22 protein-coding genes and 1 tRNA gene are annotated in these 24,145 nt (G+C 58.4%); 8 read left to right on the top strand and 15 right to left on the bottom strand.

Annotated features, from left to right (window positions below; translation table 11 throughout):
• Nucleotides 1-79 precede the first annotated feature (79 nt).
• The 4 genes from KYE46_RS08070 to KYE46_RS08055 form a co-directional block, all read right to left on the bottom strand.
• Nucleotides 80-931, bottom strand: a complete 852-nt coding sequence (locus KYE46_RS08070) for a replication-relaxation family protein (RefSeq protein ID WP_219004808.1) — start codon at nucleotides 929-931, stop codon at nucleotides 80-82.
• A gap of 19 nt (nucleotides 932-950) precedes the next feature.
• Nucleotides 951-2,951 carry a type IV secretory system conjugative DNA transfer family protein gene (locus KYE46_RS08065; protein WP_219004807.1) on the bottom strand — a complete coding sequence of 667 codons (2,001 nt, stop codon included), beginning with the start codon at nucleotides 2,949-2,951 and terminating at the stop codon, nucleotides 951-953.
• 83 nt (nucleotides 2,952-3,034) lie between these two features.
• Nucleotides 3,035-3,394 (bottom strand): hypothetical protein, encoded by a 360-nt coding sequence (locus KYE46_RS08060; protein WP_219004806.1) that lies wholly within the window; start codon nucleotides 3,392-3,394, stop codon nucleotides 3,035-3,037.
• A gap of 176 nt (nucleotides 3,395-3,570) precedes the next feature.
• On the bottom strand, nucleotides 3,571-4,248 hold the full coding sequence (locus tag KYE46_RS08055; RefSeq protein WP_219004805.1) for a hypothetical protein: 678 nt from the start codon (nucleotides 4,246-4,248) through the stop codon (nucleotides 3,571-3,573).
• 144 nt (nucleotides 4,249-4,392) lie between these two features.
• On the opposite strand from KYE46_RS08055, the gene KYE46_RS08050 reads away from it, so the two are divergent.
• Nucleotides 4,393-4,707, top strand: a complete 315-nt coding sequence (locus tag KYE46_RS08050) for an H-NS histone family protein (RefSeq protein ID WP_219004803.1) — start codon at nucleotides 4,393-4,395, stop codon at nucleotides 4,705-4,707.
• A 212-nt stretch (nucleotides 4,708-4,919) separates the two neighbouring features.
• Here KYE46_RS08050 and KYE46_RS08045 read toward each other — a convergent pair whose 3' ends face one another.
• From KYE46_RS08045 to KYE46_RS08035, 3 genes are all read right to left on the bottom strand, one after another.
• Complete coding sequence (locus tag KYE46_RS08045) at nucleotides 4,920-5,399, bottom strand: hypothetical protein (RefSeq protein WP_219004802.1); 480 nt, start codon at nucleotides 5,397-5,399, stop codon at nucleotides 4,920-4,922.
• Complete coding sequence (locus tag KYE46_RS08040) at nucleotides 5,389-5,718, bottom strand: helix-turn-helix transcriptional regulator (RefSeq protein ID WP_219004800.1); 330 nt, start codon at nucleotides 5,716-5,718, stop codon at nucleotides 5,389-5,391. The genes KYE46_RS08045 and KYE46_RS08040 overlap by 11 nt, the downstream gene beginning before the upstream one ends.
• A 398-nt stretch (nucleotides 5,719-6,116) precedes the next feature.
• Nucleotides 6,117-6,650 carry a DUF3768 domain-containing protein gene (locus KYE46_RS08035; RefSeq protein WP_219004799.1) on the bottom strand — a complete coding sequence of 178 codons (534 nt, stop codon included), beginning with the start codon at nucleotides 6,648-6,650 and terminating at the stop codon, nucleotides 6,117-6,119.
• A 257-nt stretch (nucleotides 6,651-6,907) separates the two neighbouring features.
• On the opposite strand from KYE46_RS08035, the gene KYE46_RS08030 reads away from it, so the two are divergent.
• Genes KYE46_RS08030 through KYE46_RS08020 form a run of 3 tightly spaced genes read left to right on the top strand, consistent with a single transcriptional unit; the run spans nucleotide 6,908 to nucleotide 9,697 of the window.
• The gene (locus tag KYE46_RS08030) at nucleotides 6,908-7,996 is read left to right on the top strand and encodes a type IV secretory system conjugative DNA transfer family protein (protein ID WP_247716954.1); all 1,089 of its coding nucleotides are present in this window, start codon (nucleotides 6,908-6,910) and stop codon (nucleotides 7,994-7,996) included.
• Between the two features lie 49 nt (nucleotides 7,997-8,045).
• Nucleotides 8,046-8,192 carry a hypothetical protein gene (locus KYE46_RS08025; protein WP_219004795.1) on the top strand — a complete coding sequence of 49 codons (147 nt, stop codon included), beginning with the start codon at nucleotides 8,046-8,048 and terminating at the stop codon, nucleotides 8,190-8,192.
• Complete coding sequence (locus KYE46_RS08020; protein WP_283095216.1) at nucleotides 8,189-9,697, top strand: recombinase family protein; 1,509 nt, start codon at nucleotides 8,189-8,191, stop codon at nucleotides 9,695-9,697. Before KYE46_RS08025 ends, KYE46_RS08020 begins: the two co-directional genes overlap by 4 nt.
• Before the next feature lie 558 nt (nucleotides 9,698-10,255).
• Here the strand turns inward: KYE46_RS08020 and KYE46_RS08015 are convergent.
• The gene (locus KYE46_RS08015; RefSeq protein ID WP_219004791.1) at nucleotides 10,256-13,336 is read right to left on the bottom strand and encodes an AAA family ATPase; all 3,081 of its coding nucleotides are present in this window, start codon (nucleotides 13,334-13,336) and stop codon (nucleotides 10,256-10,258) included.
• Complete coding sequence (locus KYE46_RS08010; RefSeq protein ID WP_219004789.1) at nucleotides 13,333-14,469, bottom strand: exonuclease SbcCD subunit D; 1,137 nt, start codon at nucleotides 14,467-14,469, stop codon at nucleotides 13,333-13,335. Before KYE46_RS08010 ends, KYE46_RS08015 begins: the two co-directional genes overlap by 4 nt.
• Before the next feature lie 72 nt (nucleotides 14,470-14,541).
• Between KYE46_RS08010 and KYE46_RS08005 the strand changes: the two genes are divergently transcribed.
• From KYE46_RS08005 to KYE46_RS07995, 3 genes are all read left to right on the top strand, one after another.
• A complete protein-coding gene (locus KYE46_RS08005) occupies nucleotides 14,542-15,333 on the top strand; it encodes a BrxR family transcriptional regulator (RefSeq protein ID WP_219004787.1) in 792 nt (263 codons plus the stop codon).
• A 63-nt stretch (nucleotides 15,334-15,396) separates the two neighbouring features.
• Nucleotides 15,397-16,506 carry a hypothetical protein gene (locus KYE46_RS08000; RefSeq protein WP_219004785.1) on the top strand — a complete coding sequence of 370 codons (1,110 nt, stop codon included), beginning with the start codon at nucleotides 15,397-15,399 and terminating at the stop codon, nucleotides 16,504-16,506.
• A 137-nt stretch (nucleotides 16,507-16,643) separates the two neighbouring features.
• On the top strand, nucleotides 16,644-18,851 hold the full coding sequence (locus KYE46_RS07995) for a hypothetical protein (RefSeq protein ID WP_219004783.1): 2,208 nt from the start codon (nucleotides 16,644-16,646) through the stop codon (nucleotides 18,849-18,851).
• Between the two features lie 181 nt (nucleotides 18,852-19,032).
• Here KYE46_RS07995 and KYE46_RS07990 read toward each other — a convergent pair whose 3' ends face one another.
• From KYE46_RS07990 to KYE46_RS07975, 4 genes are all read right to left on the bottom strand, one after another.
• Nucleotides 19,033-19,224 carry a helix-turn-helix transcriptional regulator gene (locus KYE46_RS07990; RefSeq protein ID WP_247716967.1) on the bottom strand — a complete coding sequence of 64 codons (192 nt, stop codon included), beginning with the start codon at nucleotides 19,222-19,224 and terminating at the stop codon, nucleotides 19,033-19,035.
• Between the two features lie 186 nt (nucleotides 19,225-19,410).
• Nucleotides 19,411-20,553: a tyrosine-type recombinase/integrase gene (locus tag KYE46_RS07985; protein WP_219004779.1), complete on the bottom strand. Its 1,143-nt coding sequence runs from the start codon at nucleotides 20,551-20,553 to the stop codon at nucleotides 19,411-19,413.
• A 159-nt stretch (nucleotides 20,554-20,712) separates the two neighbouring features.
• Nucleotides 20,713-20,787: transfer RNA gene (locus KYE46_RS07980), tRNA-Phe, on the bottom strand.
• A 102-nt stretch (nucleotides 20,788-20,889) separates the two neighbouring features.
• The gene (locus tag KYE46_RS07975) at nucleotides 20,890-21,072 is read right to left on the bottom strand and encodes a DNA gyrase inhibitor YacG (protein ID WP_219004777.1); all 183 of its coding nucleotides are present in this window, start codon (nucleotides 21,070-21,072) and stop codon (nucleotides 20,890-20,892) included.
• Nucleotides 21,073-21,208: 136 nt separating this feature from the next.
• Here KYE46_RS07975 and KYE46_RS07970 point away from each other — a divergent pair, with 136 nt between their 5' ends.
• Complete coding sequence (locus tag KYE46_RS07970) at nucleotides 21,209-22,489, top strand: lytic murein transglycosylase (RefSeq protein ID WP_219005065.1); 1,281 nt, start codon at nucleotides 21,209-21,211, stop codon at nucleotides 22,487-22,489.
• 11 nt (nucleotides 22,490-22,500) lie between these two features.
• On the opposite strand, the gene KYE46_RS07965 is transcribed toward KYE46_RS07970, so the two are convergent.
• Nucleotides 22,501-23,538, bottom strand: coding sequence for a ribonuclease E/G (locus KYE46_RS07965; protein WP_219004775.1), 1,038 nt, complete (start codon nucleotides 23,536-23,538; stop codon nucleotides 22,501-22,503).
• Nucleotides 23,539-23,560: 22 nt separating this feature from the next.
• On the bottom strand, nucleotides 23,561-24,133 hold the full coding sequence (locus KYE46_RS07960; RefSeq protein WP_219004774.1) for a Maf family protein: 573 nt from the start codon (nucleotides 24,131-24,133) through the stop codon (nucleotides 23,561-23,563).
• Nucleotides 24,134-24,145 lie beyond the last annotated feature (12 nt).

Below are 24,145 nucleotides of genomic sequence, written 5' to 3'. Positions count from 1 at the left end.
TCACGCTTTCGGCGTCGCGGTTTTCAGATCATCGAAACGTCCAGTTTATGGCCGCAACAAACAACCGCTCTCCGCCGATTCAGGTCACTACCCGCAGCACTTGCCTCAGTCCGTCGTGTTCCTCTAATGCTGCTTTGCCCGATCCCAGTCTCGTTGAAACATATCGAGCCGCTAACATGCGCGTCGCATCTTTTAGCAATCGCGCAAAAGCGCCGCACCGTGCTTCGGTCCGATGTCCCCACAGTACTTGCACCGGAGCCTTCAAACCATAGTGCCGGTTTGGCAGCCCCAGCCGAAACGCCTCGTCGTATTGCGTCAGCGCTGATGCCCAGCTCTTCCGCGTGCTGGTACTGGCAATCGGCTCCGTCCCACGGTCCACTTCAACCATGAAGGCGCGGAAACGCCCGCCGTAATCGATGGCAAATAGCTGGTCCGGGATCAGCTTGCGGCGTCCCATCGGGATCGCAAGAGAGGTCCCTGCCCGCTTCAGGATCTCATGCGCCGGAATGTAGCGATAGCCGCCCTGCCTGGCCCTCAAGTCAATCTGAGCGGTGAACATCGCCGTGTCGTGCAGGTGCCACCAGTGGCCGGTTGGCCGCACGGTGTTTTCTTTTAGGCCTGCGTCTTTCAGAAACAGCTGCCCCTTTGGTGCCAGGTCATAAACGTAAGGCCTAAACTCCGCGCGTTCACAGGCGCGCTGTTGCTTGGGAAGGAAGAGTAGACCTGCCGCTCTGAGAGCCTGCAGTCGCCGCAGGGCGGTGTCTTTGCAGCGATGGGTGTCCTTGGTCATCTCATAAAGATGGACGGACGTCAGCGGTCCGTGGCGCTCAATGTGCTTCAGCCAACAAATGTCCCGCCCGTTTGGAGCAATATCCGCCCGAGGGCTGATGAAATGGAACGTGGCACGGCCAAGGGCATCGGTGTCAGGCATGCGGGAAGCATACGCCCCGTCACAACTCTGTCGAGGGTTTCAGAGGGTCGTCATCCGGTTTTTCTTCATCCTTTTCAGCACCTTCATCTTCTCGTGGCGAAACATCGCTACCCTTGGGCTCCCATGGTGCCGCATAGGCGTTCCGGCTGTATTCTCGGATGTCAGCCAGCATTTGCGCATCCGCGCGCTCCCTGCTCTCTAGGACGAAGAATGGGAATGAAAGCGGCACCGCTCGATTCGTCACGCCTCGGATCGAGGTGGCGAAGGTGCCTTTGGAAAGGCTGGTGATCAAATCCGGGGCGCAGCTCATAGTTCCGGACAACGTTCGCGCATCTCGCGCCGAAACACCGCCCGCCATCTTGATCGAGGTATTGGCCTCAAAGGCCTCCTGCAGGCCGTGGGTGAGTTGCCCGAGGTATTGGTGGGCCATGGTCATACCTACGCGATATTTGCGTGCCTGGCTTAGGATCACGCTAAGGGTTTCATCGAAATAATCCTGGGCTTCGTCGATGTAGACGTGAACGGGCAGACGGTCGCTATCCTTGAGCGTTGCCCGCTCCTGGGCCGCTTGCGCAATCAGCGCGATGAAGAATCGTCCGAAGATCTGCGTGCCCTGTTCCTTCAGCAGGGATTTCGCGGTGTTGATGAGGATCAGTTTGCCCGCGTTCATCTCCGCGAACATGTCGAACTTGGTTTTTGGGTTTGAGAACATCCGCTCGAAGGTTTGGTTCTCAAGCACACCATATAGCCGCCGAAGCACTTGAGACTTGGTCGACGCGAACTCCTTGCCATCGAATTCCGTCTCAAAGAAGCGTTTCGTCGATCCACCAAGTTGTGAGATTTCATCTTGGAACTGTGCAGTGCCTTTTGGCTCCAGCAAGTCGCGCAGGGTGTGTATGGACGCGCCGTCGATGTGGAACATGAGGCGCGTCACATAGCGGAAGACGACAGATTGCTTGGATGTCATGCCCGCCCCAAGCAGAGAGCCAAGAACGAAGTCATAGAGCTCGATGATGGAGTTGGTGAGGCGTTCCCGCTCTAGGGTGTTGTATCCCGCCAGACGCTCCTGTCCGGCCGAGAAAAGGTTCAGGCTCACCGGCCATTCGATGTCCTCCGGATCGATCAGCACGATCCGCTCTGGCGGCAGGCCGGAATGCTTGAGGATGGTTTTGATCAAATCGCCCTGGCTGTCGATCACCACAGCAGAGCGATCACCGGAAGCGATGTGGGGCAGATCCTGCACGATCAAGTATTGCAGCGTCTGGGTTTTGCCATGACCGCTGCCGGCCACCATGTGAAGGTGCTCAAAGCGTCGCTGGTCTGGGATCGTGAACGGCGTTCGCAGCGAGAACAGCTCCAGGAGCGGCGTGCCGTTAAGATACGTTTGCAGAACATCTTCGCCTTTGTGGTGCCGTGGGAAGATCGGATTACCGGACCGCGTCGTGGATTGCAGGTTATCGTTCAACTGCGCCTGTATGGACCGGAAGAGCGGGTAGGAGTTGTCTTCAAAGAATGGGGCAACGACTGCTTCTACGGAAGCTCCAAGCGGATCGAGGAACTGCGTGATCTCGACCAGCACGTCGCCATCCAGCGGAGGCGCGGCCTGCGCAATCGGGGCCAGGCTGCGAGAGATCATATCAAGAGCCGCTTTGGCCATCCCACGGTCATGACGAACCTGTCCCAAGCGGGCGAGTTGATCGCGATAGCGTCCTCCTTCAAGCGTGTTGCAAAGCGCCGGTGGCGGAGGGATCTCAGGGCTCAGCCCTTCGCTTGCATAGATGGCGCGGCCATGCTGCAGAAGCTGGACCTTCAGCGCACTTGGGGTGCTCGTAGGCCAGTGTTTGGAAAGGGCTCGGTCGATGTCCGCCTCGCTTAGCGTGACATGGCCGTCCAGCGCGTGGTTGTAAAGAAGCTCCGTCTCGGCACGAGCCAGTTTTTCCGCCCGTGCCGGACTGTCGCGCCAGAGGCGGAAACCGATGTATGCCGGGACGCCAAACAGCGCGATGGGCGTGAGGATCATAGCCGCTAAAATGAAACAGGCAATGATCGCAGACGTGATTAGTATAGCACCCTCGAGACTGTTCCCGAACGATCGTCCAGCCATCAGAACTCCACCACGGTGCGGGAACCCACTTCGGCGTTATCGCCAATCCAAAGCTTCACCTGGGCCAACGCCGCCAAAAGTTCCTCCTCATAAATCTTGGCGGCCGATGGGGTAGCGCAGAGAAACGTGTCAGCGCTAGCACGCATCAGATCTTGCAAGCGCAATTCAAATTTCTCATCGCGATCATCAACGCGCGCATTGGCCGGACGCCGATCGAGAAGTTTCGTCTTGGCGAGTTTGCGTTGCCGGATCACCTGCAATTCCTCATGGCTGAAGAACACGTCTAGGTGCACTTGGTAGTACGTGGTCTTGAGAATGAAGCCCTTCCGGACAGTATGGTGGGAGATGGAAATGCGCATTCTTTATGACTGCATCTGAAACACGGGCGCGAGGCAGTCCGAGCGCCTTAAGTCTCTCCCAACGGGAAGGGATGTCAGGCGGAACGCTGCACGTATTGCGTTCTGAATTGAGCGGGTATGTCCAGCCACGCACCCACACACTGGACCCCCATAGAGGTTGGGGTTGACTATGGGGGTCACAAGGAGCCTCCAGAAGGGCCATTCATGCGGAGCCTGAGGGCCTCTCCGTCCACGTATAACTTGGCGAGTTCCAGTGAATCGAAGTTTTTCCCATCCACCAAGAACCCGAGGTCGGACCGGTTGATGCGCATGCCCCGGTAGTCCCAATTATCCTTGTTCAGCTCAGGGTCTTTTGCCGGCACGGGTGTTGGAACGGGGACCGGCTGCGCAGCCTGGCGTTCTACGGAGTTAACGGCTTGATCGGCGTAGGTCGTCGGTGCTGATGCCGTGGAAAGACCTTGCTTGGAAACTGCCAACTGATCCCGTGCCACACTGAGCATTTGATAGCTGTAGTCTGCGGTATCCACCGATGCCTTTCCCATTTGCACCAGCACCACACCAACGAAACAGAAAATCGATATCGAAATACCTGGAACGGCCGCCAGAAGACCGGACGACCCATAGCCACGCGAGGCTGCCCCGCCGGCTAAGATCGCGACGATGATACCCCACCCCACGCCGCACCACAGGATGAACTCAGAAAAGCCTAAGACGCCACGAGCGGCTCCATAATTTGTTCTGTTGAAATTCATGATTGCCCCCAATCTGAAAGAATGTGTTTCTGAGGCTGCCGTGTCTAGTTGGATTGAGTCAAACAAAATCCAATTGAGGTTCGTATCGATCAGACGCTTCACGCAGGAAAGGGGGTCACTAGCTTGGCGAGCACCTGCCTCAAGCGGTCAGTTTCGAGATGGCGATTGCTCCGCTTTTGATCAGAGGATAATCGGAAGCACGATCTCACTGGAAGAGACGATGAATACATGGGAAGAGACGGCACAATGTCAAAAGTAGATCTGGACAAACTCTCGGTGGACGAGCTGCAGAAACTGCAAAAAGATACGGCAAAGGCGATTGCGAGTTTTGAAAAACGCAAACGTGCAGATGCGCTGGCGGAGCTGGAAGCGGTGGCACAAAAGCACGGCTTCAAGCTGGCTGATTTGGTTGTCATCAAAAAGGATGCGAAACCCGCCTCTCCAGCAAAATACCGTCACCCCGAGAACGCGGCAATGACTTGGACGGGGCGCGGTCGGCAACCAAATTGGATCAAGGAAGGTCTGGCTGCTGGCAAGACTTTGGAAGACTTCGCCATCTAGTTCATCTGCGGGCACAGCCATGAAGACGCCACCGCTTCTCTTAAGCGGTGGCGTCTTCATTTGTTGCCTTGCTCATGAACCCTGCCAGATTCTCTGGCGGGGGCATTGATTCATCAGCAGCCGGTTCTGGCAAGCTGGCTGTCAAACCCTGCCGCCTATGTTTCGGCCTATTCGAAGAGCAGCACCGGTCAGATGGTCACTTCTCTCCTGTATCAGCCGAGCGCCCCGGCCAGATGTCTCATCGGATCTCGCAAGATCTGCGTGGCCAAGGCCACCGCCTCGAATATCGCGACCGAATTCGGCTCATTGTCATAGAAATGCGGGCGTTCCGGTCGCCACGGCTCGAGGATCGGAAAGCGCGCAATCAGGTGTTCTGCCTCGACGTATTTTGTCCTGTGAGGGCGCTCCCGAATGACCCGCACCTGCAAGATGCCCTTTTCCGCCAGAAGGTTTTCGATTGCATCCAGCAACAGCAGCGTCCGCCCGCGTTTCTTGGACTGCGGCGTCAAGGCTTCCGTAACAACCGCATGTGGCGCGAGATCCTCTAGCCATTTGCCAAGAACCTCTTTGACGGAATCCTCAGACCGGGCAGCCTTGCGCGAATTCGCCCAGTCGACCAAGACATCGCCGTCAAAGACCGCGTATCCGATCCGCCCGCTCATTACAGAGAGCGACAGGAGCCTAATCGTCATAGGTCCCGGCCTCATTGAGTAAATCGTCCTCGATCCGCTCCAGCGTGTAGCGCCGCTTTTGGAAATTGACCTGATCACTGACCTTGTCGGGAAGCTGCGGCAGCCCCGCCCGAACCGTCGCGCGTGCCGAGGCCAGGCGTTCGGCGAAGAAGGCTTCGAACGTCCGGTTGTAGATGACTGACAGCATCAAGAGATCGTCGAGCGAGGGGTGGCGCGCGCCTTTCTCGAGCCGGAGGATGTATTTCCGACTGCGGTTCATAAGGGTGGCGCAATCGTCCTGGGTCAGCCCTGCGATCTTCCGAGCCAGACGAAGGTCCATGGCAAATTGTGTGAACATAAGATGATGGTTTTATTGGCTAAGGCCGCATCATGGTATGTTGTCTGGAACGGTCGCTCTAGGAGACGCAATGTCCCCAGTCTGTCGCTTTGGGTCGGCTATGCGCGCAAATCACAACTGGGACCGGCCTTTCTCGCCAGCTCATCGCCGGAAGGGTGAAACCCTTCCGGCGCTGCGGAAACCGACCATGTGGTGAATTGCACCCCGACCCTTTCGGTTAGTCTGTCAGGCAGGATAGCAGTCGCTGCTACCTCAATGCTAGTCCACGCCAAGCGGCGCAGACGGCCATTCGGTGGGACATACATTCGGTGACGTTCGAGTTGCCCGTTTCTTACAAGGTGGCAGAAGAAAACCGCTCAGCCCGAAGGCTGAGCGGTGGCTCAATACTCGCTCGCGAGCATGATGGTCAGGACCCGGTAGGTGACCGCCGGGTTGGCGGGGTTCGGAGAGCCCGCGGTCTTGTCGAGATTGTAACAATCAATTTTCCAAAAGATCCGATCATCCCCTACATCAAACGCTCCAAAGTCATGCTCCCCCCACGGATCGCTTTCCGGCGGGAAGTCCGAGAAGCCCCGCACCGTTGCCGCGATCGACCGCATAGCGTCTGGTCCCAAAGCCTCGATGCCGCGCGTGATCAGCACGGTACCGTGCCCCTCCAAAGTGGTCCTGAACAGATCATTGAGCTCAGCAACTCGCTTAACCGGCTCGTTGGCATCTGACGGACGCCAGACAAGCTCGGTCCGACCATCGCAGGCGTGACAGCGCGCTGCATCTCCTGTCGTTTCCAGTTCCCAAAGGCCGAACTGACGGTTCCAGCAGGCGAAGGCCTGTAACACAACACGTTCTGAGCCACATGTGCCGCAGATCGGCACCGTGCCGACATCTTCGATGCCACTTCCCAAAAGATCACCCATCTCAGTCTCCTTCCGTTGGGTGGCCGCCGGACCCTATGTCCGACGCACCCCGCGAAAGGCGACCTCGACGTCTGCCACCAGAATACGGCGTCAGCCTATCCGGGCACGGGTGACCGGCGTGCAATCCGGTCCCATGCTGTTGCCCTGTCAGACCAACCCGGGCTCCGCATGATGGGCCGATGCGGTCTGTCTCATCTCAGTTTACCACCTTGGGCGTGGCCTCTGGCCGTTATAGGACTGTCCCGGTCGCCCAGTCTATGTCCGACCGGCTCCAGCATCTGTTTGCCATAGGACAGACGGGCACCGGCAAGTCGACCCTGCTTCGCATCTTGATCGAGCAAGACGTCGCAGCTGGCCGGGGCATGATGCTCATCGATCCCCATGGGGACCTCGCGCTCGCGCTGCACCACTCGCTGGAGCGGCCGCATCATTATTGGGATCCCGCTGATCCGGCCTGTCGCCTCGGCTACAACCCCCTCACACCTGCCGGACCGGCCGTCCGGCCGTTGATCACCGGCGGCCTGATTGATGCGCTCAAGAAGCAATGGGCTGATGCCTGGGGCGCCCGCATGGAGCACCTATTACGCTATGCGGTGCTCGCGCTGCTCGAGAGTCCTGCCCCGGACCTTCGCGACATCATGCGGCTCTATCTTGAGAAAGATTTTCGGGCGCAGGTTCTGTCCTGCGTCTCTGATCCCCAAGTACTCAGCTTCTGGCGCGACGAGTTCCGGGCGATGAACTACACCAATGCCGTGGACGGCGTCGCACCGATTGCCAACAAGCTCGGGGCCTTCCTGGCGCATCCGCTTGTGCGCCGAGCAGTCTGTGAGCCGGACCAACCGCTGCGGCTCCGGCAAGTGATGGACAACGGCGAAACCCTTGTCATAAACCTTGGGAAAGGTCGTTTGGGCATCGACACTGCAAAGGTTCTTGGCGGGTTGATCCTCGCCAGCGCCATGCATGCGGGGCTGTCCCGGCAAGTGCTCGCCGAAGCCGCCCGTCGCCCCTTCATGCTCTATGTCGACGAGTTCCACAGCTTTACCACCGAGGCCTTCGCAGACCTCCTGTCGGAGATCCGAAAATACGGCATCGCCGTCACCTTGGCGCAGCAATATCTGGGGCAGAGCGAAGACGCGGTCTTTGCCGCCATCATGGGAAATGTCGGCAGCATGTTGGCGTTCCGGGTGGGTCCTCTCGACACGCCCCTCCTCAGCCGCCAGCTGACCGACATTCCAGCCCGGGACCTGATCTACCAGCCGAACTACCGCGCCTTTGCGCGGCTCTTGGTCAACGGCACGCCACGGGCACCCTTCACGCTGGATACTCTGGCTCCGGGCGCTGACTGACCCCATGCACCGAACGTGCCTGGTCGAGGTGACTTTGTAGACTGAGGCCATGAAAGAGGACGACCACATCCAGCGCCATCTGGAGCTGTGCCAGCGCATCTTCGACCGCCTTTTGGCGGAAGGCATTTGGCCGTGGCCGGATTCGCAAAATCCTGAGGATCTGGTAGAGTCCAAAGATACCCCAACCGACTTATGAAACCGTGTTTTGGATACATCCGAGTGTCCACGCAGAAGCAAGGCGAAGGCGTCTCACTCGAAGCTCAAAAGGATGCAATCCAGGCTTTTGCCGCGCGCAGCAATCTCACCGTCAGCCAGTGGTTTGAGGAAAAGGAAACCGCCGCGAAATCCGGGAGGCCGATCTTCAACGCGATGCTGAAGGAACTGCGACGTGGGCGGGCCACCGGGCTGATCATGCACAAGATCGACCGCTCGGCCCGCAACCTGCGGGATTGGGCAACCATCCACGAGCTTTCGGATACAGGGATCGACGTGCATTTCGCTACCGAGACGTTGGACTTCCGATCCCGCGGCGGGAGGCTGACGGCGGACATTCAGGCGGTGATCGCCGCTGATTACATTCGCAACCTCCGCGAGGAATGCATCAAGGGCCTGCAGGGACGTCTCAGGCAAGGGTTGTACCCGTTTCGGGCCCCGATCGGGTATCTCGACAACGGGCGCGGAAAGCCTAAGACGCCCGATCCGATCAAGGCGCCACTTATCCGCAAGTTATTCGAGCTCTACGCCTCGGGCCAGCACTCATTGCGAACGTTGCAGACAGAATCTCAGCGTATCGGATTGACCAATCTCGCAGGACACAAGTTGAGCCTGCATGGCGTTGAAACCATCCTGAACAACCCCTTCTATACCGGCCTGATCGAAATCAAGCGCACCGGCGTAACCTACCCCGGCAATCATACGCCGATCATCTCGGCGCGGCTATTCAAGGATGTCCAGGACATCAAGTCGGGGAAGTCTGGGCCGAAGTTAACCCGTCACAATCACCTTTTCATGGGGCTGTTTCGCTGCGGCCATTGCTCCGGCCCGATGTCCCCTGAGAAGCAAAAAGGGCAAGTCTATTACCGCTGCCAGCGCCCGCTCTGTCCAACCAAAACACTCCGGGAAGATGTCATCGAAGGACAAGTCCTTCAGGCGCTTTGTGACCTGCAGATAGATCAAGCGGAAGCGCAGCGGCTCGAGGACCTCTGGTTGTCAGAAGCGGAAAAAAACGCACATCGCGATCACTTGCGGTCGCTGGAGCTCCGGCTGGCTGAAACCGAAGCGCGCCTCAATCGGCTCACGGATCTACTCATTGATGGCTCCGTCGACAAAGATACCTTCAACGAACGGAAAAAGAGCCTGACACTTGAGAGAGAACGATTGCGCGAAGGCATCGCTAAAACCCCTCAATTGGATGAACGTCGCCGCAATCAGCAACAGTTCCTCGAACTCATGAAAACCCTTGCAGGGCTTTACGAAATCGCGAAACCGCCAGAAAAGCGTGTGTTAGTCGAAAATGTATTCTCGAACCGACGGGTCATGGGAAAATCCGTTGAACTAGAGCCGCAAAAATGGCTCCGGAACGCGGAAAGCACTATGCCTGTCCCCTTGGGTGAACAGCAACGACACAGAGATCGAACTCTGGATACGCTGCTCGACCTGATCAAGCAACCACAGGAAATTGCCGAACGGCGAGGGCACTAAAAGCCACTTCAGTCGGGCTAGATCGCCACATGACGTCCTCGACACTAAGGGCGGCAAGCAGACATTCGCTGCGTGTGCAAATAACTTCAAACCAATAGCAAAAGCTGTCATTCAACTGAGGAGCCGCGCGGAGCATGGGAACAAGAGACCGAATTCTGAAATGCAGAGCCAAAGCTCATTAGCATTGTAAGCACAACTGAGTCGCAGAAGCAGGCTCCTTCGGGAAGCAGGCCAATATTCTAAAAGCCTCACGAGCTATTCACGGCAAACCGAAAAGATCTGGAGTGTCCTCGTCGCGTCGCCTACTCAAGCCTTCACCGAGATGCAGGCAGGGGTGCTTAATGCGCGTCAGGCCTTCACCGCCCTCGAAATGAACCCAGCCTCCTTTAGGCATGCCAACGCTTACGATCAGTGCACCGCATATAGGACAAGTTCGCCTGAAGGATGCGCCCTTTCCACTTCCACGATCGCCCAGAAGAGCCCAGCCACCGCGGACAAAGACAGTTCGCCCCGCTGATAGTCGGCGGGTGTGGGCTTTCCGATAATACCACCGCTCCGTCATCCCAGACCTCTTCTTTCCTCGACCCGACTGCCGCTTGGGTTCGAACGTACGTAGAAGCCTTGTGGTATGGCCTCCTGCACCAGCCCGACATGCGAGATCAGACCCACAGCCCGACTGCCCTCCGTCAACGCAGCAAGAACCTGGATCACTTGGTCCAGCGTGCCCGCCCCATTCTCGGTGTCGAGGCTACCGAAGCCTTCGTCGATGAAGATTGTATCCATCCGGATTTTGCCAGACAGGCTCTCGACCACATCGGCGAGCCCAAGCGCCAGGGCCAGTGCCGCGATGAATGTTTCACCACCAGACAGGGTGGCCGTTGGACGCGTCTTTCCGGTGTTGATGTCAAAGACCTCGATTTCGAGCCCGCGCTTGCCACGCCCTCCCGATGCCTCGAGCCCGCGTGCAAGCCGGTAGCGCCCGCGTGTCATAGGGTCGAGCCTCATATTCGCCGCCTCGAGCACCTGGTCGAACATGGCGCCAATCGCGAAGGTCTCGAGCGTCATCTTGAAATCGTTCTTGCCATTGGCCAAATCGGCCAGTCCCCGAAGCGGACCGGTTTCATATTCAAGCCGCTCAGTTTCGGCCAAGGCTTCGGCCAGAGACTTCTTGAAGTTGGTCAGGGACGATACATCTGTCCTGGACGAAGAGAGCCCATCGTTGGCGGCGTTCAATTCCTGGGTAGCGTTGTCGAGTGCCAGCTGAAGCGGGGCGAGGTCCGGGCGCTCGCGATCCACGCAAGCAGCCGTAGCGTTCTGCCATGTCGTGCGCGCTGCGATCAGGCTCTCACGATGATCGGACACCGTCTTTCGGTCGCTTTCGAGGGTCGGGAAATGCGCTTTGCAAGCCTCATATCCTGCTCTGTCCAGCCCGACATCGGCCAGCCGAGCGCCAAAATCCCCTAGCGCCTTTTCCACGCGCTGCTCCTGCACGTCGCGCGCCCGCTTCGCTGCTTCAAGTTGCTCTTGCGCACGGGTAAGGGCTTCGCTGGCCGCTCGGTCCATCTGCGTCGCCAGTTCCAGCGCCTCGGAGAGTTGCCTGTGCTCGCTTTGCAAAGCCTGCCGCCGTGCGAAAACCGCCTCGGGCGTGCGCAGACCTTCCGGCAGGGCCTCGACCACTGTATCGCGCTTGGCGCGCGCGCCAGCAAGAGCGGTCTCAGCCTGTCCTGCCGCAGTGCGCGCCGTAGCCTCGGCAGCTTCGGCCTTGGTCACTTTCCGTTTGAGATCGGCCAAATGCTCCGACATCGCGTCAAGATCGACGGCTTCTCCAAGCGTGGCGATAGTTCCTTCCAACCGAGTGATTTCAGCGTCGAGTTCCGCCATCGTACGCTCAGTCTGTTCCTGTTCGTCCAGCGCCCGCTTCTTTTCATCCAGCCACGCTCGGCAATTGCCGAGTTCAGTTTCCGCCCGAACGCGGGCCTCGGCTGCAGCTCTCGCCTCAGCCTGCGCGTCGCGAAACGCTTCGGTCAAACCAGATTGTTCGGGCGCGCCATGAGCCGGCCCAGGATGATCGTGGGAACCACAGACAGGGCAGGGAGCTCCTTCGGTCAACTTTTCGGCCAGAATGATCGCCTGCGTGCGCGAAAGCCGTTCTTCTGCATCTGTCAGGGTCGCCTCGGCAGCCTGTGCCGCAACAGTCTTAGTCGCCAGCTCGCTCGATGCCGCTTCGACCTTTCGTTCCGCATCCGCGACAGCTCCTTGCGCCTTTGCATGCGCCTCTGCCATGACCCGTTCCCGGTTGACCTCGTCCAGTTGACCAGTTAGCTTGCGTCGCTCCGCCTCGGCCTTTCGCGCCTGTTCAAGCGCCAGATCGGTCGCGTCGCGCTGAGATTGGAGCCTTTCGCGTGCCGCTTCGGCCTCGGTCAGCGCCTTCTTCGCGGAGGCTTCGTCCTTGGCAGCCTCATCAAACGCTTTCTGTAGCTCCGCTGCCTGCCTGACCTGGTTCTCGATCGCCTCCAGCTTTGTCAGGTCGGCCTGAACCTGCTGCCGTCGCTCCTCGCCCGACTGCACCTCGACCAGTTTTTGCGCCGCTTCCTCCTTCGCCCCAGTAGCGGTGCTGAGCTCCCCTTCAGCCTTTGTCACGGCATTCACCGCTATCCGGCTCTCTTGCTCCGCATCGTGCCAAGCCAATTCAAGATCACGGGCCTGCACCGCATTCTTGACTGTCTCAACTCGACTGGCCAGAGCATCGACCTCACCCGTTTTCGCTTCGAGATCGTCGAGTGCCTGCTGTGCCGTATCGACGGCAGAAAAAGCCTTTTCGATCTGCTCGCCTTCGGTCAGAGCTTTGCGAGCGGCTTCGTTAGCCATCTCCGCGCCCTGCTGAATGCCCTGCTTTTCTTCGACTTTGGCCTCGGCTGCGGCAATCCCTAGTTCCAGTGCTTCGGCGCTCTCGAAGCCGCGTTCTTCGAGTCTAGCCACGTAGAGCGCGCGCTGGTCGCGCAACGCTCGTTCCGCCCCTGAAGCTTCTTCCTTCAGCCGTGCGGCGAGATCGCGATAGATCTTCACGTCGAAGAGATCACGTAATATCTCGACCCGCGCATCCGTTTTTGCGGCTAGGAACGTCTCGAACTTGCCTTGCGGTAAGAGCACGATCTGTCGAAACTGATCTGCCCCGTAGCCAAGCAGCGCCTCGACCTGCTGCCCCACTAGCGATACCTTCTTTTCCGCAATGACACGGCCAGACTGACCCGGACCAAGAGTTTCCACCGGAATCCCCGTGACGTCGAATAACGAGGCTTCCGCCGCGTCCTCAGTGGTCCCTTCACCGCGTGCCTTCGGACGTTCCTGCGCCGGACGACGACGGATCAGGTAGGTCTTGGCGCCCAGCTCAAAGACAAATTCGACTTCGGTAGGTAGATCCGACGCGGCGTGATCCGAGCGTAGTGAACGTGGTTCCTGATCAGTCTTGGTCGGCGCCCCGAATAGCGCGAAGGACATCGCCGAAAACAGCGTCGACTTTCCCGCGCCGGTCTGACCATAGATTCCAAACAGACCCGTCTCGAGCGCGGACCGGAAATCGACTACCTCGGTTGTCGCAAATGGCCCGAAGGCTTGAAGCGATAGGCGAATGGGTTTCATGTCTGCTCCTCCCCGGAGGCTACTGCGTGGAGCTTTTCCGCGACGATCGCGACTTCGGTGGCGTTTGGTTCCCGGCCGCGCACAACCTTCACGAAGTCGCCAATCATCTCGATCGGCGTGACCGCTGCCCGCCCGCTGCCGAGCGCCTTGGTCTCCGCAGCGCGCTCCTGCCGGGCATAGGCCAGATGGCAAGCATTGGGATAGGTCGCGCGTAACCGCTTCATCGGATCGATCAGAGGGTTTTCATCCGTCAGGATGGCCTGGATGAAATCGTCAGACGGCGTTCCCTCCAGAAGTTCCGAGAATTCCCCGGTAAGCGAGCGCACTTGCCGGATCGGTCGGAACGGTACGGTGCGGATCTCGGCCCCTTCAGCCAGCAGATCGACGACAGTCATGGATTTTTCGTTTCCTGCCTCGTCGAACCCGAAAGCGAGCGGTGCGCCGGAGTAACGAATATGGCTCGCGCCCACTTCCTGCGGCTTGTGCAAATGTCCTAGTGCAACATAGTCCGCCCCGTCGAAGACATCGGAGGGAACAGTTTCGATACCCCCGACTCGCGTCAGGGCTCGCTCGGTCTCGCCAACCGCACCCCCCGCGACGAAAGCATGGGCCACGACGACCCAACGCGCCCCATCAGGCACCTGCCTCCTCGCCGCAGCGATTTGAGCGGCCACGACTTCCGCTGGCGCGTTAATGCTTTCATCCCCGAACACCTCGCGTGCGGCGTATTCATAGGAAAAGGGCAGTGCGGAAAAGGCGATCTCGCCTTGCGCGTCACGCAGCACCAGCGGCGCCTCTACCGCGTCGGCAATCCCGCGCACCAGCACACGAGACGCGGTGGAAAAGACAGACATTGCCTCGATCCGGTCGCCAGAATCGTGATTTCCAGAGATCATCACCACAGCGGCATCGGTCTCCTCCGCCACGCGCTTGAGAAAACGATTGAACTGCCGGATCGACGAATTGGGCGGCGAGGCACGGTCAAAAACGTCCCCCGCAATGACAAGAACATCGGCCCGTTCGACCACAAGCGCTTCAAGGATCTGACCCAGGATAACCTCATGATCCTCCTCGAGGTTCAACCCCATGAACTGCCGCCCCAAGTGCAGATCTGCCGTATGAAGTATTCGCATCAGATCAATCCATTTTCTATACGTATAGTAAATGTATGGACTATGCGAGCGGAGTCAAGTATTACTCGGCGTATGAGCCTGAAAGCCCTCAAGCACGCGCAACGTGAGCGAATTTTTTTCCTCGACCAATGTCTGACTTGGAGAGGTCAGGCGAACCGCCGCGACTTGATCGAACGCTTCAATATCTCGATGGCACAGGCTGCCGTTGACTTTCGAACCTATCTTTCTCTGACGAATACGCCGCCAGTCTACGATGCCGCAGAAAAGGCCTATTTCTCGACCGGCGACCACAGCGCATTGACTGAGGCTGGCCCGGAACAAGTTTTCGAATTACTTGATGGCAAGGCGACATCGCTAGGCGCGAGCATCCCGCTTCCCACTCGCGTGATGGATTCCACCGTTGTCGCGCAGCTCTACCGCGCCAAGATGGGCGAACGCGACATCCAGATTACTTACACGTCGATGACAAGCGGCCTATTCGACCCGCAGTGGATCAGTCCAGTTCAGTTTCATTTTGACGGAGAGGCAATTTATCTCCGCGCCTGGAGCTATAATCACGAGGCATACCGCGATTATCTCCCAATACGAATAACGAAACAAACTGAGATGAAAATGCGGGAGCGGCCTGCTCCCCTGCCTTTTGACACGGACTGGAACAGCTTGGTGCGCCTGTGGATACGTCCGCGTTCAAATCTATCTGATGCACAAGCGCGAGCCGTCCGGCTGGAGTACGGCTTTAAAGACAAGACGCACATTACGATCGAAACTCGTAAGGCGCTTGTGTTCTATGTCGTTAGAAGATGGCGGCTGAACCAGGAAAATTCTCGGCTTGAATTGGAACGGATTGAAGTGGTGGACGGATAATGGCCTGTATGTCCGTAGATGTGATCGCTTAGCGGTAAGAAACTTCGCAAACGGAGGAAGATTGTGAGTATTTCGTTCTGGTGGATTATTGGCGGTCTCGCTTTTTTCATTCTCGCAGTCTGCTCACGGAAGCAAAGCAAGTCGGACCAAACACGTAAGCAACACAATGAGAGCCTGTCGTCAATTAAGGTGACAAAACCCAAGGGTCTTTCAAGCTCGCAACAGCGCGGATTGCGGTCTCCAGCCGTTCACGGCTGGGAAGTCCATAGGTTTGGCGACAATGCACCTGTTGGAGACTGGGTGCAGTGGAAGATCGGGAGCGGGTGGTTCGAAGTCAAAGGTCTCTTCCATCGGACAGAGGAAGCAAGAGAGTTTCTCCGGCTGGCAGCCCGCGCCGACGCGCGAGGGGAACCTTTCGGTGCATTGCTCAATCCCGAGCCTGACAACGAGCATGACAAAAACGCTATGCAGGTGGTCGGGATCCTTGGGTCGCACCAAGCGCCAACATCACGGGTTTTCTTGGGCTATGTGCCCGCCAATGTGGCAGCTAAGGTCGCCGGCTTTCCAGACGGGATGCCAATTGCCGTGGAATTGAAGAAGTCTCGTATCGGAGAGGTCGACGTCATACTAAACTGCGCAGGTCTTTGGCCACCGGCCAAGCAGCGGCGAGAGGTGGGACTAGAAACTGCGCCGCCGAAGCCCTTCACCAAAGTGGATGAAAATGCCCTCCAAAAGCTCGATGCCTTGATAGAGCGGATGAATGCAATGCCTGCCCTCACAGTGAAGCAAGCGGTTACGAGACAGAAAATGAACAGGATCGATTTCATCGAGGACGACGAGGCTACGATTCAGCGCAAGATGGCCGAACTGGAGGCCGACCGATCGTCTTCAGTACTAGAGGACCCCGGAGGCATCAAACAATACGACAACGATCTCGCGAAGCAGGTTGAGATCGTTAACGAGGGGCTGGATGGATGGGAACGGTCTGGCATGACGCCCGCGCCCTACTATTCTTACAGGATTGCTGTGATCCTCTCGAAACAGAAAGAGGTTGAGCGCGAAAAAGACTTCTTGGCCGCCTGGTGCAGGCACTTTTCCGAAGTCGGTATCGGGCAGCGCTATGCGGATCTGGTTGAGCGCGCTCGTAAGAAGGGTGCCTTTCCGGTGGCCTGAGAACTCGAACATGCAGGCTGGCTCGCTGAGCATTAGCGGAAAGCGGCAATTGTGCCGCCATTCGAGCTCAACGGATAGAACGGCAGGTTCAAATGCGATATTCATCGCAGAGGCAGACCTATCTGGTGGAGAATAAGGTGGCTGACAAGCTCAAACTGAATCTAAGGCATTGTTACGGAATAGGAAAACTAGAGGTCGAGCTAGAGTTCAAACACAAAGGCTACGCCATTTATGCACCAAATGGCGTTATGAAAACGTCGTTCGCAAAGACGATGATGGACCTTTCGTCCGGGAAGACACCAAAGGACCTTCACTTTCCTGATCGAGCGCCCATCATTGATGTCACACTAAATGACGAGGCGATAAAGAAGGAAGAAATCTTCGTTGTAAGGTCTTACGATGACAATTTCTCTTCCGATCAGATCTCCACACTTCTTGCGAACGCCGAGCTTAGAAAGAGGTACGAGGAAATTCATCGTTCTATCGGTGAAGCCAAAAAGACCTTGGACAAAGCTCTGAAACGGCAGGCTGGGTTTGGTGAAAAGTCGCGGGAGAGCATGGAACTGATTATTGAAAGCCTGTTTGGCTCGAGCTACTACGACGCGCTAGTTGGCATCGAGGATGAGCTAAGCGAAACGGAACTGTCCGACCTTTCCGACGCAAACTTCAAAACCCTGTTTGATCCGAAGGTACAGCAGTTTCTAGCGGCGGAAGATGTCGCGGCATCTGTTGAGGATTTTGCGCAGACGTATGACGAGATCACCGATCAATCCCCTATTCTTCGCAGGAACTTTCAGTACCACAATGTAAAACAGGTCCAGCAACAGCTTGAGGCGAATAACTTCTTCAGCGCCGGACACAAAATCAGTCTCGCTGATGAAAAGTCTGATGCGTTGGAGGAGGTCTCATCGGATCAATCCCTCAAGGAGCGCATCGAAGAAGAAAAACTTCGAATACTCAGCGATGAAGAGGTGGCGAAGAGATTTGATGCCTTTAATGCCAAGCTTAAGAATAAGGAGTTACAGGCATTTCGGGATTACATCACCGAAAACAAGCATCTCTTGCCAATGCTTGATGATCCGGAAAGTCTAAAACGGAAGTTGTGGATACAATACCTTTTGGCAGCAAACGACGAATACAAAGCGCTGGTTTCGGAGTACCGGACCGGGCAGCAAGCACTGGCCGAAATTATCTCAGAGGCAGAAGGCAGCAGAGGCGATTGGGACGAAGTCGTTGCGGATTTCAATCGACGCTTCTTATACCTTCCATTTGAACTCTTCGTTGAAAACAAGGCCGACGCAATCCTGAAGGGCATTGCTCCTTCTGTCGGCTTTATTGTTCGAGATGCTGGCGACGAACGAAGATATGCTCCCTCCGAAAAGCAGGAGTTGCTTCGCGCTTTGAGCACCGGAGAGAGCCGAGCGCTGTACATCTTGGACATCATGTACGAGGTCTTCGTCCGGTGGAAAGAACGCAGGAAGACCCTTTTCATATTCGATGATATTTCGGACTCGTTCGACTACAAAAACAAGTTCGCTATCATCGACTTCCTGGAAGACGTAACCAAGGTAGAGGGCAATAACTTCCTAGCGATCATCCTGACGCACAATTTCGATTTCTTGCGAACGATCTCAAGCAGAAAAATCTGCCCGGCCCATCAGTGCAGGTTGGCGTTCCGTTCAGAAGCCGGGATCAAGCTAGAGCCTTTCAAGCAATCGGACATTCAAAGCCCGTTTCATAAATGGCAAAATCGGTTAACCGAGCCATCTGTCTTGATCGCCTATGTCCCTTTTTTGCGGAACGTAATCGAGTACACCTTGGGTGGCAAAGATGCCGAAGGAAACGACAACGAAGACTACCTGCAACTCACCCGGATGCTGCATTTCAAGGACGAAACGGACGCCCTTACTGTTGGCGACTACAAGGCCGTGTTTGAACGAAATCTGCCAAACTGCGGTTTCCCTGAAGTCGAGCCAGATCAACGAATTCTCGACCATGTCTTCGCTACCGCCGACGCTTGCGAGAATGTCAGCGACGGCGTGAATCTAGAGCAAAAGATTGTTCTCTCGATAGCGATCAGGCTTTGGGCTGAGCGCTACATGATTGCTAAAATCCGCAGCAACGAGCCGGAGTATGATGTGGCCCAGAAGCAGACTGGAGACTTGTTCCAGACCTTCAAAGAGCAATTCAACAACCAGACCCAGGAAATTGGGCTGCTCCGCCGGGTCAACTTGATCACTCCTGCAAACATTCACATCAACGCTTTTATGTACGAGCCAATCTTGGACATGGGCATGGGAGAGCTGTTGGCTTTGTACAGTGAAGTTAAGGCGAATCTTCAGTAGCGATTAGCACGCTTGGGGGGTGATGCATGAATTTGCTCGCCTCTAGATTTTGCATACGCAGCGAATGACCTCATAGCGGGCTGCAGCCGCAGCATCCAGATGGCTGGTCCGACGACAGCTTGGGGCCGCAAGCGTAGTTGGGTGGCCGAGCTGTGCACGCCCGACCACCCTGCTCCTGAGATCAGGAGTGCCGGTTGGGAACTTCTCGACAGTCCAGGCGCTTCTGGAGCCAGTCGTACACTTCCTCCTCAACCCAGCCCACCCGGTTCGGGCCTAGCTGTACCCGCAAAGGGAATAGGCCTGCCTTCTCCAAGCGTGCGATGTGTTGTGGCGAGTACAGAACCAACTCCTTCAGCTGGCGTTTTGAAAGCATCCGCATCACGATATCTCCTCGATTGAAGAGCATCGCGATGCCCTAGGGCTGACAAAAACCTAGGCCGCTGCATGATATCACATTTGATGAGCTTTACGAGAAGGTAGTCACAGTACGCTCCAGCCTCATAAAATCGTTGCTTGAACCTTTCACAGCCAGTGAAGTGACCCGCCGCTTGATCTGAAATCAACTCGTGAGGAAGGTTGCCCACTGCAGCATCAACTCACTCCGACGCAGTAGCAGATCGCTCCTCTGGTACGCCCGTTCCACATGACTCCCTACCTGATGCCCCAACGCAGTCTCCTTCACCTCAAAACTGGCATCTGTGCACTCTTCTGCCCACGACCGAAACGTTGACCTGAACCCATGCGGACGCGCCTCATAACCTTCACGCTGCATGAACCGGCTCATAGCAGCGTCGGACATGGGATTCCCACGTGCCGTTGGGAACAAAAGCTGCTGTCCTAGGCCTTCCCGTGCATCTCGAACGATCTTTAGGGCCTCTTCAGGCAATGGAACGCGGTGCTCTCCAGAAGTCTTCCTCCGGCTGGCCGGTATCGTCCAAATATCGCCATCGATCTCATCAAAGGTTGCGAACCGCACCTCGCTGGTCCGTGCTACGGTCAGCACGAGAAAGCGGAGCGCCGTGGCGGAAACGAACGGCTTGGTGCAAAGCCACTGATGGAACGCCGGAGCGTCCTGATACGGCAGCGACGGAATGTGTGTCGTCGCATGCCTACGCTTCCCCAGCAACGCCTGTGCCTTCATCACGGCCTGCAGATCTACGTCCAGCCCCAACGCCGCTGCGTGCTTCAACGTCAGGCTCATGCGGTTCATGGCTTTGCGGGCTGTATCAGCCTTCGTGTGCCAGATCGGCTCCAGCACCCGTTTCAACTCATGCTGGTCGACGTCTTCAATCGCCATCATCCCGATCTTTGGCAGCACATGCACAGATAGAGGAGACATCCACCTCCCGGCCTGCCCATCATTCTTGAGCTCAGCTTGCCTAGCTTCAAAGCAGCCTTGGATCGCTTCAGCGACTGTAAGGCGGCTAATTGCCCGCCTGGCCTTCTGCCGTTCACTTACGGGGTCCACACCGTCCCTGAGCTTGCTACGGGCTTCACGAGCCCTCTCACGGGCCTCAGCGATAGACACATCAGGCCATCGTCCCAAGCCCATCTCACGGCGCTTGCCATCTACTACCAGCCGCACAATCCACTTCCCAGAATCCTTGCGGCTCTTCACCAAAATGAGGCCTTGGCCATCGAAGTGTTTCCCAGGACCAAGATTCTTCGCCTTCAGTTGGGTCAATGCGTTCGAAATAGTCATAGCCCACCTTCTAAGGCATCCACCCAGTCCACCGTTTAGACCACCCTAATATGTGTGAAAGCATGTGTCACCATGTTCTGCTCCATTTGGGTAGGGCCAGATTTTCCATAGAACACAGAGACCTATAGAGGCTATATGTTCATTTATGAGGAGGGGTAATGGTGCCCGGGGGCGGAATCGAACCACCGACACGAGGATTTTCAATCCACTGCTCTACCCCTGAGCTACCCGGGCACGGGTTCAGGGGCTTCAGGTAAGCCCCTCGGGTGGGCGCGTTCTAGGGTGTTCGCGGGGCGCTGTCCATAGGGGTTCGCGGGTTTTTGCAAGCCTTTGTGGTCAGTGTATTTTCGGAGCGGCTTTTGCGGCTTCTGATGCTGCCTGCTCCACATCCTCGGGGTCGGACGAAGGGACGGCGTAGGAGCCGTTCAGCCAGCGGCCGAGGTCCACGTCGGCGCATCTGCGTGAGCAGAAGGGGCGGTAGGCTGCGACGGTTTCTTTCTCGCAGATGGGACAGGGCATGGACGGGCCTCCGATAAGGTCTCGGTGCCATTTTGCGCGAGCGGTCTGCCGCCCGCAAGTCGTTGGCGCAGGGTGTTTCCTTGCAATGTGACACGCACCGCCGCTAGGTCTGAAACAACTCATGAGGGCGAGCGAAATGCAGATCACACGGCGGAGTTTCGGAGCGGGTGCGGCGAGTTTGGGCCTGTCGGGCTGCGTTGGCGGCATCGGGGGCGTCTCGCTTGGTGGGGGCGGCATCGGGGCGATTGGCGCCTCGGGGGCCAGCGGGCCGTCGAATGACCCGGATTTCCGCCCGCAGCCCAATGCCTCCTACGATGCCTGGCTGACTGGCTTCCGCAGTCGCGCGCGGGCCGCGGGGATCTCCGAGGATGCGGTGAGCCGGGGTCTGCGTGGCGCGGGGTATCTGCCCGGCGTGATCGAGCGGGACCGCAACCAGACGGAGTTTCGCCGCTCGACCGAGGATTACCTCGCCCTCGTCGCAGGGGAGGATGACGTGCGCAGCGGTCGGTCGCGCTTCGCGTCGCAGCGCAGCATGCTGGCCGAGATCGAAGGGCGCTACGGCGTCCCGGCGGAAGTCTGTTGCGCGGTCTGGGGCGTCGAGAGCCGTTATGGCACGCGGTTGGGCGATATTCCGGTGATCTCGGCGGTGACGACGCTTGCGTGGGAAGGACGGCGCGGGAACTTCTTTGAAGCGCAGGCCATCGCCGCGCTCAGGATCGTTCAGAACGGTGACACGACGCCCGAGCGGATGCTCGGGTCATGGGCCGGTGCGATGGGACATACGCAATTCATTCCAACGACTTACGAAGAATATGCCGTCGATTTCCGCGGCGACGGACGCCGCGATATCTGGAGCAGTGACCCCACGGACGCGCTGGCCTCGACGGCCAGTTACTTCAATCGGTTCGGGTGGCGCACGGGAGAGCCTTGGGGGATGGAGGTGCAGCTGCCCTCGGGTTTCAGTGCCTCGACCGGCCGCGATACCCGTCGGTCCGTGGCCGCGTGGCGCGACCTCGGCGTGCGGCGCGCAGGCGGCGGCGCCCTGCCCGACCATGGCTCGGCTGCGATCCACGCGCCGGGGGGCGCCGGGGCACCTGCCTGGATCCTGTTTCACAACTTCGGCGTGATCCTGCGCTACAACAATTCGATCAACTACGGGATCGGCGTGGGCTATCTCGCGGATCGGATCGCGGGCGGCGGGCCGCTCCGGCAGAGCTTCGGCGCCGACGCGAGCGGGCTGACCCAAGCGCAGCGGCGCGAGTTGCAGGAGTTGCTGAACCGCGCGGGTTATGACGCGGGCACGCCGGACGGCGTCGTGGGTTCAGGCACGGAGGCGGCGATTGAGGCCTATCAGGCGGCCAACGGCTTGCCGGTGACGGGAGAGCCCTCTGCCGCACTGCTCCGACGGTTGCGCTAAGCGGACCGGGTTCAGCCTTTCGGCCAGACCTGCGAGAGCGGTGCCCGGTCGCGTTTGCGGGTCAGCTCCAGCATGCCAAGCGGTGTCCAGCCCGCCACGACCACGTCGCCACCACCCTGACGGAAGGCTTTCTTCACGGCATCCTCGACCTGCTTGCGGTCTCGCTTCGGCATCGGCGCGAGATCCAGCGTGATCTGCCCGCCAAGCCCTTTGATGCGGGTCAGGCGCGGCAGGTCGCGGACCAGCGCGAGGTTGGCCTTCAGCCCCGCTGCCAGCGAATGATCCGTGCCGGTGTTCACGTCGATTGCGACCAGCGCACGGGTCGGCTCGACGAAGGCGTAGGCTCCGCCCGTAAGCGGTTGGCGCGCTGCAAGCGCGGCATCGACGGCCTCAAGCACGCCGTGATCCTCGAAACCGCCCTCGATCAGCTCGTCAGGGGCGTCCCACTCGCGCCAGGCGCGGGTGTGAGCGTCGTCGGCGTCGAGCAGCCATTCGGGCTCGCCCTCAGGCTCGGCAATCACCGCCGTCGCGGTTTCACACATCGTAGAGATGTCATCGAGCAGCGCGTCGGCAGAGACGCCTTCCGCCGATGACCGAACGATCAGGCCGTAGCCGTCAGAGGCGGCAGCGCTTTCGTGGGCGACCTCCAGCAGCCGGTCGCGTTCATCCTCGTCTCGGATCGCGCGGCTGACGTTGAGGCCCGGTTTGTGGGGCGTCACGATGGCATAGCGCGACTTGAAGATCAGATCGGGCGTTACCGGGGCGGCCTTGCCGGGCTCTGCCACGCCCGAGACCTGCACGAGGAACACGTCGCCCGGCGCAATATCCTTGGCGCGTCGCATGTAGCCCTTGTCGCCGTCGCCCAGATGCAGGGTAATCCCTCCCTGCCCTTTCAACGGCCGGTCCGCCCGCGCACGGGAGATCGCGCCGACGCCCGGCGTTGTCCCTTCCGGCGGATCAATGAAGATATCGTGCAGCTTGCCATCCACCATGAGAGCGGCAGCACGGCGGCCGGCCACCTCATCGAGCAGAACCACGGTGCCCTTCATTGCTGCTCCCTCGCGCAATCCATCATGTTTTCCAAACTTCGATCCCGGCCGCTTGCAACAGTTGCGCGGTTTCCACCATCGGCAGGCCGACGATGGCCGAATGACTGCCTGAAATCCATGGAAAGAAGGCACCCGCCGGCCCGTGGATGGCGTAGCCACCCGCCTTGCCCTGCCAGTCGCCGGTCGCGATATAGCCGTCGACCTCAATCTTGCTCAGGCGTTTCATCTTCACCCGGCTCTCCACAATCCGGGTTGAAAGCCCGCGATCGGACTTCACCGCGATGCCGGTGAGCACCCGGTGACGCCGCCCGCCAAGGAGGTCGAGGAAGGCGCGCGCCTCCGCCTCGTCCGCCGGTTTCCCGAGGATACGCCGCCCGACCGCCACGGTGGTATCGGCGCAAAGCACGACATCGCCGGGGTCAGACGCCACAGCCGCCGCCTTGCCCCGAATGATCCGGTCGACATAGGCACGCGGAAGCTCGTCCTTCAGAGGGTCTTCGTCGATGTCGGGCGGGCGAATATCATCCGGCACGAGGCCGAGGGTCGCGAGGATTTCCACGCGGCGCGGGCTGCCGGAGCCGAGGATGAGCTTCATGCCGCCCCCGAT

Source organism: Gymnodinialimonas ceratoperidinii (genome assembly GCF_019297855.1).
Taxonomy (GTDB): domain Bacteria; phylum Pseudomonadota; class Alphaproteobacteria; order Rhodobacterales; family Rhodobacteraceae; genus Gymnodinialimonas; species Gymnodinialimonas ceratoperidinii.
The sequence above is the reverse complement of the archived record's forward strand: the minus strand, read 5'-3'. Positions and strand labels throughout refer to the sequence as shown.